A 19,374-nucleotide genomic window follows, 5' to 3' on the forward strand; every position below is an offset into this window, starting at 1 on the left:
CCGGGAGATCCGGCGCACGGGTCGTGCAGATCCCTCAGGTTCGGCTGCCCCAGGCATCGAGACCCGGATCGAACTGCCGCGACTCTGTAACTCCCTCAACCGAAGCATTCGGAGAAATTCAATCATGTCCATGCAAAGACGTCATTTCCTCGGCGCCGCCGTCACGGGCGCGGTGTCCGCTTCCATGATCTCGGGCTGCGCCACCAAGGCCGAGGCCACCGCCGCGGCCCCGGCCTTCGAGAAGCCCACCGCCGAGCGTCCCCTTCGCGCCTGCTTCAACGAGAATCCGCTCGGCCTTTCCGCCGGCGCGCGCGAAGCGGTGAAGAAGTCCATCGATGAGGCGAATCTCTACACCGACGACGCCTGCGAGGAGTGCCGTCTCGCCTGCGCGAAGATGATCGGCGGCAAGCCCGAGGAGATCGTTCTCTCGCAGGGCTCCGCGGAGGCGATCCGCGCCTCGGTCGAGGCCTTCGCCAGGGAGCCCGGCGCCGCGCTCATCATCCCCGAGCTCACGTACTCCGATGGCGAGATGGCCGCCGAGCGCAACGGCCTTCCGATCCTGAAGGTGAAGATGGGCCCCAACTGGTCGATCAACGTTCCCGCGATGCGCGAGGCCGCGGCCAAGGTCGCGAAGAAGGGCTTCGCGATCGTCTACTTCGTGAACCCGAACAATCCCACCTCGACCATCGCCGACACTGAGGCGCTCTTCGACTGGATCCGTTCGAATCCGAAGAACACGGTCTTCCTCGTGGACGAGGCCTATGCCGAGTACGTCGCGGACAAGAGCTACCGCTCCACGACCGAGTTCGTCGCCGCCGGCCAGAAGAACATCATCGTGCTGAAGACCTTCTCGAAGATCTTCGGCATGGCGGGCCTGCGCCTCGGCTTCGCCTACGCCGCGCCCGAGACCGCCAAGCGCGTCTACGTCCGCATCGCCTACGATTCGCTGCAGAACATCGCCGCCGTTCGCGCCGCGCTCTTCGAGATGAATGATCCCGCGTACCTCAAGCAGTCCCGCGAGGAGAACGCCGAGAGCCGCAGGATCATGGCGGAGCTCTTTGAGGAACTCAAGCTCGAGTACCTTCCGAGCCAGACGAACTTCTGCTTCTTCAACCTCAAGGCCCCGCTCAAGCCCTTCGCCGACGCGATGAAGGCCGAGAACATCCTCGTCGGCCGTCCGTTCCCGCCGGCCGACGAGTGGTGCCGCATCTCCTTCGTCCGCCCTGACGCGATGCGCTACGTCGCCGACGTGATGCGCGGCCTCCGTGCGAAGGGGCAGCTCTGATCTGTCACTGTCGTCAACTGACAGCCTGAAGGAGGGAGGCGGCGCGTCGGCGCGCGTTATGCTTCTTTCCTGAAGGACCCGGGGCGGTGCTTCCTGCGCCGCCTCTTCTTTTTCGAGTTCGCCGTCTCCCCGGGGGCCTCACGCCGCGCCATGCATCCCGGCCCGAGGCTCATCCCCCAAGAAAGGACATCACATGACTGACTTTCCGGTTTCGTTCGATCCCCTTGATTACCCCCACGCCTCCCGCCGGACCGTGGTCTACGCAAAGAACGGCATGACCTGCGCGGGCAACCCGACGGCGGCCTCCGTGGGTCTGCAGACGCTTCTGATGGGCGGCAACGCCGTGGACGCGGCCGTGGCCATGGCCGCGACCCAGCCCCTTGTGGAACCGGCCTGCAACGGTCTCGGCTCCGACGCCTTCGTGATGGTCTGGAAGGACGGGAAGCTCCACGGCCTCAACGCCTCGGGTCCCGCTCCGGCGGCCGCCTCGATCGAGGCCTGCCGCGCGAAGGGGTTCGAAGCAATTCCGAAATACGGCGTCTGCGCGAGCGACGTGCCGGGCGCGGTGAGCGCCTGGAGCGCCGTGCACGAGCGCTTCGGCCGTCTTTCGTTTGCCGATGTGATGGCGCCGGCGATTTGCTACGCCGAGGACGGCTACCCCGTCTCGCCCACGATCGCCGACCTCTGGGCGCGCGCCTTCCGCCTCTACTCGGGCATGCGCGACGATCCCCAGTTCGAGCCCTGGTTCGAGCACTTCGCGCCCGAGGGCCGTGCGCCGCGCGCGGGCGAGATCTTCCGCTCGCCCGAGATGGGCGCGACCCTGCGCGCCATCGCCGAGACCCATGGCGAGGCCTTCTACCGCGGCGAGATCGCCGAGAAAATCGGCGCCTTCTACCAGAAGCACGGCGGCTTCATGACCGCGGACGACCTCGCCCGCTATCACCCCGAGTGGGTCGATCCGATCAGCATCAACTACCGCGGCTACGACGTCTGGGAGATGCCGCCGAACGGCCACGGCATCACGGTCCTCATGGCGCTCAAGATCCTCGCCGGTCTCGAGCTCCCGGGGCGCCTCACCGCCGAGACGATGCACCGCCAGATCGAGGCGATGAAGCTCGCCATGTCGGACACCGCCGAGCACGTGACGGAGCCGAGCTCGATGCGCGTCACCGTCGACGAGCTCCTCTCCGACGAGTACACGGCCCGCCGCCGCGCGCTCATCGGCGAGACGGCGATCCTCCCCGAGGCGGGCGATCCGCGCGGCAGCAACACGGTCTACTTCTGCGCCGCCGACCGCGACGGCATGATGGTCTCCTTCATCCAGAGCAACTACATGGGCTTCGGCTCGGGCATCGTCGTTCCCGGCACGGGCGTCTCAATGAACAACCGCGTCGCCAATTTCCGCATGGATCCGAAGCACGCCAACTGCCTCGAGGGCGGGAAGCGCCCCTACCACACGATCATCCCGGGGTTCCTCACGAAGGACGGCGAGGCGGTCGGCCCCTTCGGCATCATGGGCGGCTTCATGCAGCCGCAGGCCCATGTGCAGGTGGTCGAGAACCTGATCGACTGGCACCTGAACCCGCAGCAGGCGCTCGACGCGCCGCGCTGGCAGTGGACGGGCGGCCGCAAGGTCGACATCGAGTCCGATGTGCCGGCTTCTGAGATCCTCAAGCTGCAGCGCCGCGGGCACGAGATCACCGTGAAGACGGATCTCACCGCCATGGGCCGCGGCCAGATGATCCTGAGGAGCGCCGACGGCACGCTCGTGGGCGCCACCGAAAAGCGCACGGACGGCCAGATCATGTGCTACTGATGCACTGCGGTGTTGCGCGGCCGGGACTTCCGGCCGCGGACACAATCCTTGCAAAGACGGGATTCTTCTTCGGAAGGGTCCCGTTTTTTCTCGGAAATTTTCGTTATTCGGCGGTTGGCACGCGAGGTGCTTTAGAGAAGGTAACTCCCTCAGGCATTCCACTCTCACCGGAGGTGCACCATGACCATCGCGACCCAGATCCTCAACGAGATCCCCTCGGCGCCCTGCGTGGCCCAGGCCGCCCTCCGTGACGATTGCATCGGCGCGAAGCCCGCCTTCCGCCGCACGGCCGGCCTGATCGTCGCCGCCGCGGCGGTGCTCTCCATCGTGACGCTGGTGATGACGATTCCGGGGAAGGTCTACGCATACAGCCTCGCTGACGAGGCTCCCGCGGCCGACACGACCGCGACGACCGGATCCTGGCCCGAGGTCAACTGACCGACCGCGCTGCCGAAAAAAGTTTCTCTCCTTGAAAGACCCGTGCCGCCCAAAAATCCGAGCGGGCGGCACGGGTGAATTTTTCTTCAAGGTTTGGCACGGGAATTGCTTTTAACCAAAGGTTCCCATCAACTTTTTCGGAGAAGCCGTCATGACCGTCGCAAGCCAGATTTTCAATGACGTCCCCACCTCGCCCGATGTCGCATCCCGGGCGATGAGGATGGACACGATCGGCTCGAAGCCCGCCGTGCGCCGCACTGCCGCGGGAATCGTGGCCGCGGCGGCCGCCTTCGCGATCGGCACGCTCGCCGTTGCGCTTCCCCTCAAGGCCCAGACCGTGGACGCCCCTCAGGCTCCGGCGGTGACGGCTCCGGTCCGCTGATTTAAGCAGAACCAACTAGACAGAATCCTGCGCGTGTGCACGGCTTTGGTGCGCGCACGCTTTCTGTGCACGAAATTTGAACGCGTCCCACGCCGCTGATCGGTGAAGGCGCACAGACGAAAGGCGACAGGAAATGCAACCTGCCGCCTTTTGCAGTCTCTGGATCCGTGCCGGCGGAGCCGAGGAAAAAAAGGAAAAAGAACGGACGGCCCTGAAATGATCCTCGGGGACCGTCCGTTGGGCAATGCCCGGGGCGCCTCTCCCGGGGAGAACGGGAGGAGACGCCGCGTGCAGGAGAGCCGGTTCTCTTACTTCGTCGAGAGGATGTGGTTCACCGCCATGCGGCCCGAGGTGACCGCGAAGGACGAGGCCGTGCCTTCGCCGACCTTCAGGTCGTAGGAGTCGCCGTACATGCCGCCGGCGTCATGACCGATGGCGTAGAGGCCCGGGATCACGTGGCTGTCCTTGTCGACCACCTGCAGATTCGCCGTGACCTTGACGCCGTTCAGGGACGTGAGTGTGTTGAGCTTGCCGCGGACGACGTAGAAGGGCCCCTTGTCGATGGCGCGGAGGTAGTACGAGTCCTTGCCGAACTGGTCGTCCTTGCCTTGCTTGGCGAACTTCGTCATCGCATCGCACGAGGCGCGCAGGATCGCGGGATCCATGCCGGCCTTCTTGGCGACTTCCTCGATGGTGTTGCCCACGAAGACGTTGCCCTTCTTCTCGTTGTCAGCGAGAAGCTGCGGGAGCTGCGTCGCGGCCTGATGGCGCTGGATGAAGTTGCCGCACGGGTTGGGATAGCCCTTGCCCTTCGTGGAGAACTCGTCCACCGTGGCCTGATCGAACACGATGTAGGTCCACTCACCCGTGCGGGCGATGGCGTTGGAGGCGGTCGGCCAGTCGATCGTGAGTTCCTCGTTGAAGAAGCGGTTGCCGGTGCCGTCCACATAGAGGAGGCCCTGGCGGAACATGGCGCGCAGTTCCTTGTTGGCGCCGTTGCAGATCGCCTCGCCCTCGGCAGGCATGAAGGCGCCGTTGATCATCATCGGGCCCATGTTGTCGCCGACGGCGCCCACGGCGAGCGCCATGTTGATGCCGTCACCGGTACGCCCCGGGGCGCCGACCGGAATCATGTCGATGCCGGTCATTTCCTTGACCATGTCAACGTTGAAGTTGTAGCCGCCGGTGGCGAGGATGACGTTCTTCGCGCGGACGGTGACTTTCTCGCCGGCCTTGTCGCGGGCCTCAACGCCCACGACGCGGCCCTGCTCGACGATGAGCTTCTCGGCCGGGGTCGAGAGCAGCAGCTCGCCGCCCTTCTCCTTGAAGATCTCGATCATGCGCTTCGGCAGCGACCCGGCGCTCGGATAGAGATGCCACGTGAGGATCTGGTTGTCACGCCAGGCGGTCTTCACTTCTTTCCAGTGCACGCCATGGTCCCATACCCACTGGATCATGTCAGCGGTGTTATCGACGAACGCCTTCATGAGCGGGGCGTTGACACGCCAGTGATGGTAGGCGGCCATGCGGTTGAAGGCCTCGGTCTTGGTGAGGGTGATGCCCTTTTCCTTCTGCATAAAGGACTCGGCCGCGAACGAGCCTTCCATGAAGTTGCCCGCGCCGCCGGCGAAGGCATTCTTCTCGAGAAGAACCGTCTTGAGGCCGCCCTCGACGCCGCTCACGGCGGCGACCGTGCCGCCCGTGCCGGCGCCGACCACGACGAGATCGGCGGTGAGGTTGCGGTCCGCCCAGGCGGGCAGGGCCATGGTCGCGGCGACCGCGACGGCAAGCATCTTGATCTTGGCCATTTCTTTGTTTCTCCGAAGGGTTTAAACAGTCAGAATGAAGCCCGGGTAATCATTCCGGACAACCGTTACCGTCAAGGTACGACCGCGGGACTAGGTCGGTCAGTATGAATTGATACCGACAAAGGCCTAACGAAAAATCGGCCGCTCCGTCCGGATGAGCTCGGACGGAAACTGGAGAAACAAAGTCGTCCGGGTGCTGCGGGGAGAGACGGAGTTCCACGGGCACGGACGACAAAAAACGGACGGTGTGAGGAGACATTCACACCGTCCGTGAGGTTTACCGTCTCACCCCGGTCCGGAACCGGGGCGAGCGGAAGGAGAGAAGCGGATTACTTCGCCGAGAGGATGTGCTCGACAGCCATGAGACCGCCGGTGACCGCGAAGGACGAAGCCGTGCCTTCACCAACCTTCAGGTCGTACGAGTCGCCGTACATGCCGCCGGCGTCATGACCGAGGGCGTAGAGACCCGGGATGACATGCTCGTTCTTGTCGAGAACCTGGAGGTTCGCGTTGACCTTGACGCCGTTAAGCGACGTGAGGGTGTTCAGCTTGCCGCGGACGACGTAGAACGGGCCCTTGTCGATGGCGCGGAGGTAGTACGGATCCTTGCCGAACTGCTCGTCCTTGCCTTGCTTGGCGTACTTCGTCATCGCGTCGCACGAGGCGCGCAGGATCGCGGGATCCATGCCGGCCTTCTTGGCGACTTCCTCGATCGTGTTGCCGACGAAGACGTTGCCCTTCTTCTCGTTCTCGGCGAGAAGCTGCGGCAGCATCGTGGCGGCCTGATGGCGCTGGATGAAGTTGCCGCACGGGTTCGGGTAGCCCTTGCCCTTGGTCGAGAACTCGTCGATCGTGGCCTGGTCGAAGACGATGTAGGTCCACTCGCCGGTGCGGGCGATGGCGTTCGAGGCGGTCGGCCAGTCGATCGTCAGCTCTTCGTTGAAGAAGCGGTTGCCGGTCGAGTCAACATAGAGCAGGCCCATGCGGAACATGGCGCGGAGCTCCTTGTTGGCACCGTTGCAGATCGCCTCGCCTTCGGCAGGCATGAAGGCGCCGTTGATCATCATCGGGCCCATGTTGTCGCCGACGGCGCCCACGGCGAGCGCCATGTTGATGCCGTCACCGGTACGCCCCGGGGCGCCGACCGGAATCATGTCGATGCCGGTCATTTCCTTGACCATGTCAACGTTGAAGTTGTAGCCGCCGGTGGCGAGGATGACGTTCTTCGCGCGGACGGTGACTTTCTCGCCGGCCTTGTCGCGGGCCTCAACGCCCACGACGCGGCCCTGCTCGACGATGAGCTTCTCCGCGGGAGTCGAGAGGAGCAGTTCGCCGCCCTTCGACTTGAAGATCTCAACCATGCGCTTCGGGAGCGAGCCGGCGCCCGGATAGATGTGCCACGTGAGGATGTCGTTGTCGCGCCAGGCGGTCTTCACTTCCTTCCAGTGCACGCCGTGGTCGTTGACCCACTTGACCATGTAGGCGGTTTTGTCAACGAACGCCTTCATGAGCGGCGCATTGACACGCCAGTGATGGTAGGCGGCCATGCGGTTGAAGGCCTCGGTCTTCGTGAGATTGATGCCCTTTTCCTTCTGGAGGAAGGACTCAGCGGCGAACGAGCCTTCCATGAAGTTGCCCGCGCCGCCGGCGAAGGCATTCTTCTCAAGCATGATCGTCTTGAGGCCGCCCTCGACGGCTCTCGCAGCGGCGGTCGTGCCGCCCGCGCCGGCGCCGACGATGACGAGGTCAGCGGTGAGGTTGCGGTCAGCCCAGGCGGGCAGGGCCATCGTCGCGGCGACGGCAACGGCGAGCATCTTGATCTTGGCCATGTGTCTCTCTCCTGCAATTCGAGATTGCTTTTAGTGGTGGATGTTGCGCTGAAGGCTTATCAGCGCGTCCTGTCACTAACTCTGCCTGAGGAGCATGACCCCCGTCAGTTTCATTTGATACTTTCTGCCTAGGATTTTCGTCTTACGAATAACCCGGACGGACTAGTCCGCTTGCCCTATCGGGACATACAATCTAAAGATTGCCTTAAATTTCCCCGATCCTCCCCCGACCCTCCCGCTGCCATGATTTTCGGTTCACCCCACTGGCTCAGGCTCGCCGACCGCCCCCGGATCCGCGAGTGGCGCCTTCCCTTCGGAGGCCACGCGCCGCTCATGCCCTGGATCACCCCCGCGGTTCCCGCGGCGCTTGAGAAGCTGCTTCTCGAGGAAGGCCAGCGGAGGAAGCTTGAGGCGGGCGAGTACGTGTACACGCCCCGGATGTCGCTCAACCTGATGACGGTCGTCACGAGCGGCGTCGCCGGGCGCGCCTTCGGCAGCATGTACAACCAGTCGAAGCAGGGCATGGCGCTCGCCGTCGCCCACCGCATCTGCGGCGGCAACCACACTTTCTACTCGGGCCGCCCCGGCAACGGGCGCTACTTTGCAGTGACCGACTGCGAGGTGATCACGCTTCCCAACGCCCGCATCCGCGAGCGCATGGAGGAGGACGCGGACTTCCGCCACGAGGTCGAGGTGCAGCTTGAGTGCTGCATCCAGTCGGACCGCATCGGACTCGCCGCGAACGCCGTTCTTCCCGTTCAGGACCGCGTGAAGCTCTACCTTCTCACCTGGGCTTTCTGCTACTGCACCCTCGAGAAGAGGGACGGTGAGGAGTGGGTGCGCTATCCCCTGATCCTGCCGCAGACGCAGATCGCGCGCGTCACGAGCGCGAGCCTCATTCACGTGAAGCGCTGCTTCTCGGATCTGCGCGCCTCGGGCGACGTGGTCGCCGACGGCGATCAGCATCTGCTGCGCGCGACGGCGCTCGACGGCGTCTGGTCGTGGCTGCGCTCAAGCGAGGAGCCCTCGAGCGCCTGCCCGCGACCGAGGGACTGGCGCGGTTTCCTCGTCGGTCCCTTCGGCGACTGAACGAAAAAAAACGGACGCCCGCCCGGTTGAGGGGCGGAGCGTCCGGCGTTACATATCCTGCGCTTCCGGATTCAGTGCAGATGTCCCGAGGGGACGTCTGCACCGGGGAAGACCCACACTGCAGGATTCAACGAGGAGGAAGTCGTTACGGATTTCTTTCGGAGTCAGGCGCGGGAGCCGAGGCCTATGAGGCGCTCGGGATGCGTGTAGACGTTCGCTTTGCTGCGGCGGCAGAAGGCGACGAGCGTGACGCCCGCTTTCCTGGCAACCTCGATCGCAAGCGCAGTCGGGGCGGAGACGGCAAGGACGATCTCGACGCCGCACATCGCCGCCTTCTGAATCATTTCGTAGGACGCGCGCGAGCTGATGACGAGCGCGCCGTCCTTCCAGCCCGAGCGGGCGCGCAGCCCCAGGAGCTTGTCGAGCGCGACGTGACGGCCCACGTCCTCGGCGCCGCCCGCGAGCGAGCCGTCCGGATGCACCCAGGCGGCCGCGTGCGTGCAGCCCGTGAGGCTGCCGAGTTTCTCGATGTGCTGCAGGTAGTCGAGCGCGCCGCGGTAGTGCGCGAGGTCGAAGGTCTGCGTGAAGGGAACCTGAGGCGTCGGGCGCACGGCGTCGGTGAGGGACTCCACGCCGCAGATGCCGCAGCCCGTGCGGCCGGCGATCGAGCGGCGGTGATCCTTGAGCTTCCAGAAGGCCTCGGACGAGATCGTGAGCTCGACGGTCTTGCCTCCGCGGCAGCCGTCCATCACCGTGATGTCATGGATCTCGGAGAGGGACGACACGATGCCCTCGGCGAGGGTGAAGCCCACCGCGAAGTCCTCGAGCATCGTCGGCGTGGTCATCATCACGGTGTGCGAGATGCCGTTGTAGGCGATCGCGACCGGGATCTCCTCGGCCACCCAGTCCTTGTCGGGACCCGAGGTGCTCTCGGCGATGCGGACGATCTCGACCTCCTTCGCACCGAGGGCGGGGAAGGAGGACGAGTCCTCGCCGGCCGTGAGGTCGGCGAAGGTGCCGGGGAGGAACGCCGGCATGTCATCTCCGGGGATATGCGCGTTCATGGGAGGGATCTCCAGTCAGCTTGAGACGGTTTTTTGTTCTTATGCGTCCCGTCAGTAGTTGCCCTTGCCCGGAGCGGCGCCGCCCATCGTGGCGTCGCCCTGCTTCAGGACCTTCTGGGGCACGGTGCCTGCGGTGACCGCCTCATCATAAGCCTCCTCGAGGCCCGTGAGAACTATGCCCTCAACGTCGGGGTTGAAGGTGAGCTCGTCGCCCGGGGCGAAGAGGGTGGGCATCGCGGCGTGGCACGCCGCGCAGATGTGCAGACGGTGGTTGTCGTCCGACTCGTCGGAGATGTAGGAGAGGTTCGAGACGATGTCGTCGCCGCAGCGAGCGCAGCGGATGCGCTCGAAGGACCAGGAGGCGCCGCAGACGCCGCAGTAGAGCTTCTTCACGTTGCCGCGGTTCGTCGTGGACGCGACCGCCGCGACGTCGGGCTCGGAGCCGCAGCAGAAGCAGGTCGTGCGGCGGGTGAAGGAGGGAGACTTCTCCTCCTTCGTCTCGAGGCGCGCGGAGGCCTCGCGGGCGAAGCGGTCGAAGTAGGCGCGCAGCGTCATGCTGATGACGGGCAGGACCCAGGCGTCGCGGAGCACCTCGTCGGTCGACTCCGTGAGGGCGATCACCTCGTCGTAGGCGCTGACCGGATCGGCCTCGGCGCCGAAGAGGAAGTCGTCGTCGGAGAGCGGGGCCCAGTCGAAGGCCGCGGCCTTCGCGCGGAAGGCGTCGTCGGCCTTCATCGAGTCGAGGAGCACGGCGCCGAGGCGCTTCAGATCGCGGGCGAACGAGGCCGGCGTGATCTTGATCATGCCGAAGGCGAGAATGGCCGGACCGCCCTTGGCGGCGGCGAGGAGCTCGTCCTCGGTGGGCTCGCGCACGACCGTCACGTCTTGGTCGGTGAGCGAGTTGGCGAGCGTGGCCGTCTCGAGAAGAAGCGGCCCGTAGATGGCCAGGCGGCTGCGGACGTCCTCGTCCTTGTAGGCGCGGTAGCGCGCAAGGGCGCGTTCAATCGACTTCGGGGTCATGTTTTTCCTTGGATGTTTCTTTCTTTTGTCGGGAAAGGCATTGAGCAGCCCGGACGCGGACGCTTCCTCACGTCCTTTTTCTGCATCCGGCCGGTTTCAGTGCCGTCTCCTTGTTCCCTGGGGGAGGAGAGCGATGAGAACTCGGGAGAAGAGGAATTGTCATCGCTCTCCTGCCGCACCGATGAGTCTAGGGCATGCCGGCGCGGCGGAAGAACTTTTTCGAAGGGCTCTGAAAGAGGCCTCCCCGGAGGGAGGCCCCCCTCTCAATCAGAGAGTGATCAGGCCTTGTCCTTTTCCACGGTGACGTTCTTGCCCGAGGTCAGTTCCTCGTTGGCCCAGTAGCCCCAGTGGTAGAGGGCGTCGGACTCGCTCACCTTGCCGTCGCCGAACATGATGCGGGCGGTGCCCTTGTACGGCTCGAAGATGCCGGCGCCGAGGTAGATGTGCGCGATGCCGACGATCGAGGTGAGAGCGAAGAAGATGTCGTGCAGCAGACGGCTCCAGAGGAGGACGTCGGCGCTGAACTCAACCTTCATGCCGCCGTTCGGCAGGAGCCCCGTGTTGAGCCACAGGATCATGCCGGTGACGGCCATGATGATGCAGAAGAACACGAGCGCGCCGTCGGCGAGTCGCTGGGCGGACTTCACATGATGCTGCGGGGGCATATGGAAGCGGCTCGGCATGAAGAGATAGAACGGGAAGCGCATGGCCCACGTGTAGTCATCCTTGTCCCACTTGCCGAAGATGTCCTCGCAGAACATGTGCTTGCAGCCAGAGGGCGAGATGAACATGGCGATGATCGGAACGATCATGAACGGGATGGCGATGATGCGGTGCAGCATGCGCATCAGGTTCGTGAACTCGCCGCCCATGATCGAGCCGCCGAGTTCGGGCCAGAAGACGAAGAGGCCGGTCACCGCAAGCAGGATGCAGGTGATGGCGACAACGCCGTGGGTGACGCGCGTCAGCAGGGAGTGACGCTGGATATAACGGGTCATCTGTGGTCTCCTTCCTTTTTAGTGCTTGGCGGCCTTGCCGGACTTCTGGGCCTCGAGAACGGCCTTCGACTCGGCCTCGGCCTTCGCGCGCTGCTCGGGCGTCCACGAAGCCTTGGCCTCCTCGAGGGTGACCTTCTCGCGGCGGTAGCCGAGGTTCGCGAGGAACGAGACGGCGAGCGCGCCCACGACGGCGGCGGCGCCGACGGCGGTGACGGGCTTCATCAGCTCGATCGTGTTGAGAACCTTCTTGGGCTCGGGGTTGGTCGGCAGTCCGTAGGCCTCGTGACCGTAGACACAGACCTGGATGATGTGCAGACCGCCGCACTCATTTTCGCCGTAGACCTCGGCCTTGTCGAAGCCCTTCTTCTTGAGGAACTCGACGCGCTCGTGAGCCTTCTTGAGCATCTCGTCGCGCGGACCGAAGTGAAGCGCCTCGGGCTGGCAGGTGTGCACGCAGGCGGGCTTGCGGCCCTCCTCGACGCGGTCGATGCAGAGCGTGCACTTGTCGATGCGGCCGTCCGTCGGACGGAAGCGGGGCACGTCGAACGGGCACGCCGCCTGGCAGAAGGTGCAGCCGTTGCACTTCTCGGTGTCGTACGTGACGATGCCGCGCTCGTCCTTCTGGAGAGCGCCCGACGAGCAGGCCTGGACGCAGCCCGCGTCCGTGCAGTGGAAGCACGAGCGGCGGCCGATGGCCCAGTTGATCGGGTGGAACTTGTTGCCCGACGGCTGCTCATCAAAGGTCATGATGAGGCGGGTGTCGCCGTTCAGATCGAGCGGGGCCTGGAGCGACCCGGTGAACTTGTTCGCGTTCAGTCCGAGCGGGGATGGGAGCACGTTCCACTGCTTGCAAGCAACCTGGCAGCCGCGGCAGCCGGTGCAGTGCGAAGCGTCGAAGAGCATCGCGACTTCTTTGGTATTTGCCATTTGAATTAGTCTCCTGAAAGTGGATCCGCCGGGGCTTTAGGCCGCCTTCTCGATGTTGACGAGGAAGGCCTTGTATTCCGGAATGAAGCTGTTCGGATCAGCCACGTTCGGGGTGAGGTCGTTGATGTTGTCGCCCGTGGCGAAGCAGCCGGCCCACGAGAAGTGGTGCGGCAGCCCCACGACGTGCGTCTTCTTGCCGTCGATCATCAGGGGCTCGATGCGGCGGGTGATCAGAACCTCGACCGTGACGTCGCCGCGGTTGTTCCACACGCGGACCTTGTCACCCTTCTTGATGCCCTTTTCTTCGGCAAGCTCGGGCGAGATCTCGATGAAGTTGCACGAGATGAGCTCGTCGAGCCAGGGCACGGAGCGCGACTGGGCGCCGGTCTGCCAGTGCTCGGTGAGCGAGTAGGTCGTGGCGACGTACGGGTAGTCCTTCGTCGTGCCGTGCTTGGCGGACTTGTCCTGCATGAAGAGCGCGCAGGGGTTCTGCTCGGCATTGTTGAAGAGGTTCTTCGTCGGCGCCTCGAACGGCTCGAAGTGCTCGGGCAGAGGACCGTCGCCCATCGTGTAGGCGAAGAGACGGGCGTTCTGCTCCCAGGTCATGAAGAAGGCGTTGTTGTCAGGGGGATTCGCCGTGACGAAGTCGCCCACGTCATGCTGGATCCACTTGCCGTCCTTCCACTCGACGAAGGTCTTCTCCGGATTCCACGGACGGCCCTTCGGGTCGGCGGAGGCGCGGTTGTAGAGCACGCGGCGGTTGGCAGGCCACGCGAAGGACCAGCCCGGGAAGAGGCCGAGACCGGAGGGGTCTTCCTTCGAGCGGCGCATCGTCGGCTGCTGCGTGGCGTCGAGCGGCGCGTTGTTGTTGTTCCAGTAGCCCGAGTAGATCCAGATGCCGCAGGCGGTGGAGCCGTCGGCCTGAAGCTCGGAGTAGCCCTGGAGGAGCTTGCCGTCCTTGACGCGGTAGCCGTTCATGGCCCAGCAGGCGGCGCGCAGGTCGTACTTGCCGTCGATCTTGTAGTCCATGTGGGCCTTGAGGATCGGGTCGGGGTAGGCACCGCCTTCCTTCTGGTAGAGCTCGCGGATCTTCGCGAAGAGGAGCTCGATGATCTCAAAGTCAGGCTTGCACTCGCCCGGCGGGAGGATGCCCTGCTGACGCCACTGGATCCAGCGGCCGGAGTTCGAGATCGAGCCGATCTTTTCATAGATCAGGGCGGCCGGCAGGAAGTAGACCTCGGTCTTGATTTCCTCGGGCTTCATGTCCGGGGCCTTCCAGAAGGTCGCGGTCTCGGTCGGGAACCAGTCGGCGCAGACGAGCCAGTCGAGGTTCGCCATGGCGTGGCGCGCGAACTTGGCGTTCGGCGTCGAGTGCGCGGGGTTCATGCCCCAGGCGAAGTAGCCCTTCATGGTGCCGTCGCGCATCATGTGGAAGGTGCCGATCGTGGTCCAGGCGGAGGCCGGGAGACGCGGGCCGATCTTCGGGAGCATGTCGTAGCCGTAGTCGTTCTCGGCCGTGGCGTTCTCACCGAAGAATTCCTTCAGGAACGAGACCATGAACTTCGGCTTGTTCGAGTAGTAGCCCGCGGCGTAGGTCTCCGTGTGGAGATAGTCGCCGAGGGTCTTGTGCTGCGGCAGAGCAGGCCACTTGAGGTAGCCCGGGAGATCGGGCACCGTGCAGGCCTGGTCGGTCGCGCCCTGGACGTTCGGCTCGCCGCGCAGCGCGTTGATGCCGCCGCCCGGAACGCCGACGTTGCCGAGAAGGAGCTGGATGATGCACATCGAACGGCAGTTCTGCGAGCCGTAGGTGTGCTGCGTCTGGCCGAGGGCGTAGAGGATGGCACCGGCCTTGCCGGCCTTGCCGGTCGAGGCGTAGGTGTCCCAGACCTTCTTCATCACCTCGATGTCCATGCCGGTCACGCGGCTCACGAGCTCGGGCGTGTAGCGGGCGAAGTGACGCTTCATGACGTTGATGACGCAGCGCGGATTCTGCAGCGTCATGTCGCGCTTGAGGATGTGCAGGTGCGGCGTCTCGAACTTCGGCGTGCCGGGCTTGTTCACCCAGGCGTACGGGCCGTTCTCGGACGTGTCCCAGACCTCGTCGTGGTCGACGTCGTAGCCCCAGGTCTCGTTCGAGTACTTCTTCTTCTCCGGATCCCAGCCCGAGAAGAGGCCGGTGTTCGGGTCGTAGCTGTAGTCGGAGCGCAGCAGGCACGCGGCGTTCGTGTAGTTGAGGACGTACTCTTCCTGATAGAGCTTGTTCTCGAGGATGTAGCTGATGAAGCCGCCGTAGAAGGCGATGTCCGTGCCCGGACGCAGACGCGCGTAGAGGTCGGCGTTCTTCGCGGAGCGCGTGAAGCGCGGGTCAACCACGATCCAGGTCGCGCCCTTGTCCTGCGCGCGCTGAACCCAGCGCGAGGAGAGCGGGTGGTTCTCGGAGTTGTTCGAGCCGATCGACATGATGACGTCGGCGTTGGCGAAGTCGCACCAGTGCGAGGTCATCGAGCCGCGGCCGAAGGACGGGGCGAGACCGGCCACCGTGGAGGAGTGGCAGACGCGGGTCTGGTTGTCGATGGCGATCGAGCCGAGGGTGCGGCAGAACTTCTGCAGCAGCCAGCACTCCTCGTTGTTGATCTGCGAGCCGCCGAGGAACGCGATGCCCTCGGTGCGGTTCACCTGGAAGCCGTCCTCTTCCTTCTTGAAGGTCTCGTCGCGGGTCTTCTTGACGTGGCGGGCGATGCCCTCGATAGCCTCATCCCAGGAGATGCACTCCCAGTCCTTGCTGCCCGGACGACGGATCATCGGGTAGAGCACGCGGTTGGGGTTGAGCTTGACGCCGCGGTCCTCGGTGACCACGTTGCGAAGGCCCCAGAGACCCATGCCCTTCGGGCAGAGGCCGCCGAGGTTCACCGGATGGTCCGGATCGCCCTCGATGTTGATCAGTTCGCCGTTGCGCTGCGAAACGATCGTGCCGCAGCCGCCGGAGCAGTAGCAGCAGATGTTGAAGGCTTCCTGCACGTTGGCAAGCTTGAAGGGCTTGCGCATCGCGCTCGGAGTCGCCATCGCCGCGGTGCTCGCGAGGCCGGCCGCAACAGGGGAAGCGCCGAGCATGAGGCCGCGCTTCAGAAAACTTCTGCGGGAAACTTCCATGAGTCCTCCTGGATGGGGAGTTTGTTATTGCTTAGAAGTCCCGGCGGGAGAGGCGCTTGAACAGAAAGGGCGCTTCGCTTGCGGTTGTGGAACGGAAGCGAACGCTGCGCTTGTCCGTCGGGAGGGTCATTGCGTTGATCGGAGGAATCAGTGGGAAGGTCGCGCGCGAATGACTCTCGCAATGAGATTGAAAGTCATGCGCGCGCGCTGATCCATTCCGACGGTGCGAATATTCCCGCGCGTGCGCGTTCCGCGGCATCAGCCGTCCGTAGACCCGGCTCTCCCGGGGTGGGTATGGGATGATTTGAATTAATTCGTACCGGCGGCCTATTGGAAATACCTCTTCAGAGGTAATTCAGAGGAATGTCATGATTGCGCTACAGAACCGCATTCAATTCGGCGCTATTCCTAAAATGAATAGCGAAGCCCTTTTCGAGGGTTTACAAAGACATGTCGTTTTTGATACAGATCAACGGATCTGTTTTTCACTTTTTTGATTTTGCTGATGAACGCGTCGGAAGTCCGGCTGCGGCCGAGCCGGGGAGAGGCATCCCAAAAGTATGCAAGTCACGATCTCTTAGGGTTTACCCTTTGGTAAAATCCCCGTTATCGTTTCCCTCAGGGGGTCTGCTCCGGACCCTGACCACGACAGACCAATGACAGACAAGTGCTCCAGGCGAACTGTGCTTCGCACAATGGGTTTTGCAGGGCTCGCCGCTCTCATGCCCCCGGTGCGCGCGGCTGGTGCGGCCGCGGGCGCCGTGAGCGATGTCATTGTGATCGGAGCGGGCTGTGCGGGGCTCGCCGCCGCGATTGAGGCACGGGTCGCAGGCGCGAATGTGCTCGTGCTCGAGAAGATGCGCATGGTGGGCGGCAATTCGCTGCTCGCCTGCGAGGCCATTCTCTCAGCGGAATCCCCCGCGAACGCGCGGTCGGAAGCGGAGAGAAAGGAAATTCTCCGTGATCACGAATCCATGCTCAATCAGATCGTGGAGAACTGCCGCACGAGCGAGCGGGCGCTCGACGAACTGCTCGTCGTGCACTCGCAGGAGACGCTCGACTGGCTCAAGAGCCTCGGCTGCGAATTCCCCCGGCGCGAGCTCCGCTGGGGCTTCCGGCATGTCTGGGAGAACCGCCCGGCGCGCGGCGTGCCGATCGGCGTCGAGATCATGCGGCACCTTCTCCACCGCACCGAGGATCTCGGGATCCCCGTCCTCACCCGGACCCGGGCGACAAAGCTCACGCCGCAGCCTGATGCCGGAGAGATGATCGTCACGGTGATGGATGAGGAAGGCCGCACGACTGACCGTCGCGCGAAGACGGTGATTCTCGCCACGGGCGGATACGCCGGGAGTCTCGACACCATCCGCAGTCTCTGGAGTGATGCGCCGCAGCTCCTCACGACGAATTCGATCAGCGCGACCGGCGACGGTCTGCTTCTTGCAAAGGACGCGGGCGCGGCCTTCGCCGACCTCGACGCCGTCAGCATGCAGCCGACCACGGAGCCCTACACCGGCGCCATCGTCCCGACCGAGGTCCGCATGCAGGGCGCGGTGCTCGTCAATGCCGAGGGGCGGCGCTTCGTCAACGAGCTTGAATTCCCCGACGTCGTCTCGCGCGCCATCCTCGCGCAGAAGGGTGAATGCGCGTGGCTCGTCGCCGACCATTCCGTCGCCGAGGTGCGCCATCTCACCGAGGGGGATCTCCAGACGCCGGCGGGCTTCATCCCCATGGGCGGAATCCGCTCGGTCGCCGACAGCATCGGCGCGGGGTTCGGAGCGCTCGCCGAGACGCTCGACGCCTGCCGCCGCGGCGAGGCGGAGAGCGGGGAACTCGCGCGCCCGCTCCCAGCGGCGAAGTTCACCGAGGCGCCTTTCTACGCCATGAAGGTCCGGCCCGCGTTCCATGCGACGCCGGGCGGCGTGCGCGTGTCGACCGACGCCGCGGTGCTCCGCGAGTCGGGCGAGCCCGTCCCGGGGCTCTTTGCCGCGGGCGAGGTCACCGGCGGCGTCTGGGGCCGGGGGGCGCACGACAACCTCGGGCTCTCCGGCGCCATCATCTACGGCCGCATCGCGGGCGTGAACGCCGCGCGGATCGCGCTTCAGGGCGCGGGCGGCATGTCCGCCGTGAACTCCACGGAGAGCGACGGGACCTCTGAGGCCGGCTGATCGGCCGCTTCTGAACTCCCTGAAATTCAGGGAAAAAATCATTACGTCGGGAACTGACGCGCCTGGGTCTAAACTTGTGCTCAACGAAAAAACACTTTTTTCCGAGGGCACACATGCCGCAGTACAGCAGACCCATCAAAGTTCTTCACACCTCCGACTGGCATCTCGGCCGGACGCTCGCCGACGTCGACCGGAAGGAGGATTTCCGCAGCTTCCTCGCCTGGCTCCTCGGGCTCATCCATGAAAGGAAGCCCGACGTGCTCGTCATCGCGGGCGACGTCTTCGACACGACGATGCCCGCCTCCGAGGCGCAGCGCCTTTACTACGAGTTCCTCACCAAGGCGGCCTCGGCTCCCGTGGGCTGGGTCGTCGTCACCGCGGGCAACCATGACTCGCAGCGGTTCCTGCGCGCGCCGCGCGAGCTGCTCGCCACCATCCGCACCTTCGTCGCGGGGAGCTCCGCCGAGGACGAGGCCTTCGTGCTGAGGGACGAGGCCGGCGCGCCGCTCCTCGGCATCGCCGCCGTCCCGTATCTGAGAGAGGGCGACGTGCGCATCGCGAGCGAGGGCGAGAGCGACGGCGAGCGCGCCGCCGCCTGGGGCCGCGGCGTGGCCGAGCACTACCGGGCCGCGCGCACGAAGCTCGCCGAACTGCTCGGCGACGCCGAGGTGCCGGTTATCGCGACTGGGCACCTCTTCGTGACGGGGTCCGCCACGGGAGCCGCGCCGGGGAACGCCGACGGCTCCGTGCACGTGGGCACGATCCGCAACGTGGCCTCGTCGGTCTTCGGCGACTCCTGGGACTACGTCGCGCTCGGCCACATCCACCGCGCGCAGAAGGTGAAGGCCGCGATCCCGGTCCGCTACTCGGGGTCGCCTCTCGCGCTCGACATCGGCGGCGCCGAGGATCCGCACCAGGTCGTGATGGTGACGATCGGGACCGACGGCGCCGTCGACGAGGAATTGATCGAGGTGCCGCAGCCGAGAAGGCTCGCGCGTGTGAGCGGAGACATCCTCACGCTGAAGATGAAAATCGAGGAGATCGCCTCGGGCAGCCCCGGCGCGATCGTCGAGGCGGTATACGAGGGCGAGCCGGTTGACGCCTCGGCGCTCGTGCAGGAGCTCAATCAGTGCTGCGGCCATGCGGGCGTCTATCTTGCCGCGGTCCGCTCCCGCGTGAGCTCCCGCAGAGAGGGTGACGAGCCGCCCGTGAGGAGCTTGGACGAGATCACCCCCGACGGGGTCTTCAAGTCGGTGCTCGACCGCGAGAACGTTGAGGAGGAGGAGAGGGCGCGCCTCGCGCCCCTCTTCGCCGAGATCCTCGAGACAGCGCTCGCCCAGGAGCGCGAGAGGGCGGCAGCGGGAGAGGAAAACCGTGTGAAGGACGGGGAGGACTAAACA

14 protein-coding genes are annotated in these 19,374 nt (G+C 64.8%); 7 read left to right on the forward strand and 7 right to left on the reverse strand.

The annotated features are described in order from the left end of the window. The first annotated feature begins 124 nt into the window (after nt 1-124). The 4 genes from Q4F91_RS06020 to Q4F91_RS06035 all read left to right on the forward strand — a co-directional run bounded on the left by Q4F91_RS06020 (nt 125) and on the right by Q4F91_RS06035 (nt 3,921). Nucleotides 125-1,285 (forward strand): histidinol-phosphate transaminase, encoded by a 1,161-nt coding sequence (locus tag Q4F91_RS06020; protein WP_303335701.1) that lies wholly within the window; start codon nt 125-127, stop codon nt 1,283-1,285. Nucleotides 1,286-1,478: 193 nt separating this feature from the next. Next, entirely contained in the window at nt 1,479-3,101 is a 1,623-nt protein-coding gene (locus Q4F91_RS06025) for a gamma-glutamyltransferase family protein (protein ID WP_303335704.1), read from the forward strand. Nucleotides 3,102-3,281: 180 nt separating this feature from the next. Next, entirely contained in the window at nt 3,282-3,539 is a 258-nt protein-coding gene (locus Q4F91_RS06030) for a hypothetical protein (protein WP_303335708.1), read from the forward strand. Nucleotides 3,540-3,690: 151 nt separating this feature from the next. Beyond that, complete coding sequence (locus Q4F91_RS06035) at nt 3,691-3,921, forward strand: hypothetical protein (protein ID WP_303335715.1); 231 nt, start codon at nt 3,691-3,693, stop codon at nt 3,919-3,921. Between the two features lie 308 nt (nt 3,922-4,229). Here the strand turns inward: Q4F91_RS06035 and Q4F91_RS06040 are convergent, their stop codons facing one another. Both Q4F91_RS06040 and Q4F91_RS06045 read right to left on the reverse strand, forming a co-directional pair. Continuing rightward, entirely contained in the window at nt 4,230-5,729 is a 1,500-nt protein-coding gene (locus Q4F91_RS06040; RefSeq protein ID WP_303335717.1) for an FAD-binding protein, read from the reverse strand. A gap of 329 nt (nt 5,730-6,058) precedes the next feature. Beyond that, nucleotides 6,059-7,558 (reverse strand): FAD-dependent oxidoreductase, encoded by a 1,500-nt coding sequence (locus tag Q4F91_RS06045; protein ID WP_303335719.1) that lies wholly within the window; start codon nt 7,556-7,558, stop codon nt 6,059-6,061. Between the two features lie 243 nt (nt 7,559-7,801). Here Q4F91_RS06045 and Q4F91_RS06050 point away from each other — a divergent pair, with 243 nt between their 5' ends. Beyond that, nucleotides 7,802-8,647: a Crp/Fnr family transcriptional regulator gene (locus tag Q4F91_RS06050; RefSeq protein ID WP_303335722.1), complete on the forward strand. Its 846-nt coding sequence runs from the start codon at nt 7,802-7,804 to the stop codon at nt 8,645-8,647. 164 nt (nt 8,648-8,811) lie between these two features. Here Q4F91_RS06050 and fdhD read toward each other — a convergent pair whose 3' ends face one another. The 5 genes from fdhD to Q4F91_RS06075 all read right to left on the reverse strand — a co-directional run bounded on the left by fdhD (nt 8,812) and on the right by Q4F91_RS06075 (nt 15,806). Further along, entirely contained in the window at nt 8,812-9,711 is a 900-nt protein-coding gene (gene fdhD, locus Q4F91_RS06055) for a formate dehydrogenase accessory sulfurtransferase FdhD (RefSeq protein ID WP_303335725.1), read from the reverse strand. A 51-nt stretch (nt 9,712-9,762) separates the two neighbouring features. Continuing rightward, entirely contained in the window at nt 9,763-10,731 is a 969-nt protein-coding gene (locus tag Q4F91_RS06060; RefSeq protein WP_303335728.1) for a formate dehydrogenase accessory protein FdhE, read from the reverse strand. A gap of 278 nt (nt 10,732-11,009) precedes the next feature. Next, on the reverse strand, nt 11,010-11,729 hold the full coding sequence (locus Q4F91_RS06065) for a cytochrome b/b6 domain-containing protein (RefSeq protein WP_303335730.1): 720 nt from the start codon (nt 11,727-11,729) through the stop codon (nt 11,010-11,012). Between the two features lie 18 nt (nt 11,730-11,747). Beyond that, the gene (locus Q4F91_RS06070; RefSeq protein WP_303335733.1) at nt 11,748-12,656 is read right to left on the reverse strand and encodes a 4Fe-4S dicluster domain-containing protein; all 909 of its coding nucleotides are present in this window, start codon (nt 12,654-12,656) and stop codon (nt 11,748-11,750) included. Between the two features lie 36 nt (nt 12,657-12,692). Then, complete coding sequence (locus tag Q4F91_RS06075) at nt 12,693-15,806, reverse strand: molybdopterin-dependent oxidoreductase (RefSeq protein WP_303335736.1); 3,114 nt, start codon at nt 15,804-15,806, stop codon at nt 12,693-12,695. Between the two features lie 695 nt (nt 15,807-16,501). Here Q4F91_RS06075 and Q4F91_RS06080 point away from each other — a divergent pair. Together Q4F91_RS06080 and sbcD are read left to right on the forward strand one after the other, a co-directional pair. After that, entirely contained in the window at nt 16,502-17,974 is a 1,473-nt protein-coding gene (locus Q4F91_RS06080; RefSeq protein ID WP_303335739.1) for an FAD-dependent oxidoreductase, read from the forward strand. A 113-nt stretch (nt 17,975-18,087) separates the two neighbouring features. Continuing rightward, nucleotides 18,088-19,371 carry an exonuclease subunit SbcD gene (gene sbcD, locus Q4F91_RS06085; RefSeq protein ID WP_303335742.1) on the forward strand — a complete coding sequence of 428 codons (1,284 nt, stop codon included), beginning with the start codon at nt 18,088-18,090 and terminating at the stop codon, nt 19,369-19,371. Nucleotides 19,372-19,374 lie beyond the last annotated feature (3 nt).

Origin of the sequence: Sutterella sp. (assembly GCF_030539355.1) — a bacterium.
Classification (GTDB): Bacteria; Pseudomonadota; Gammaproteobacteria; order Burkholderiales; family Burkholderiaceae_F; genus Sutterella.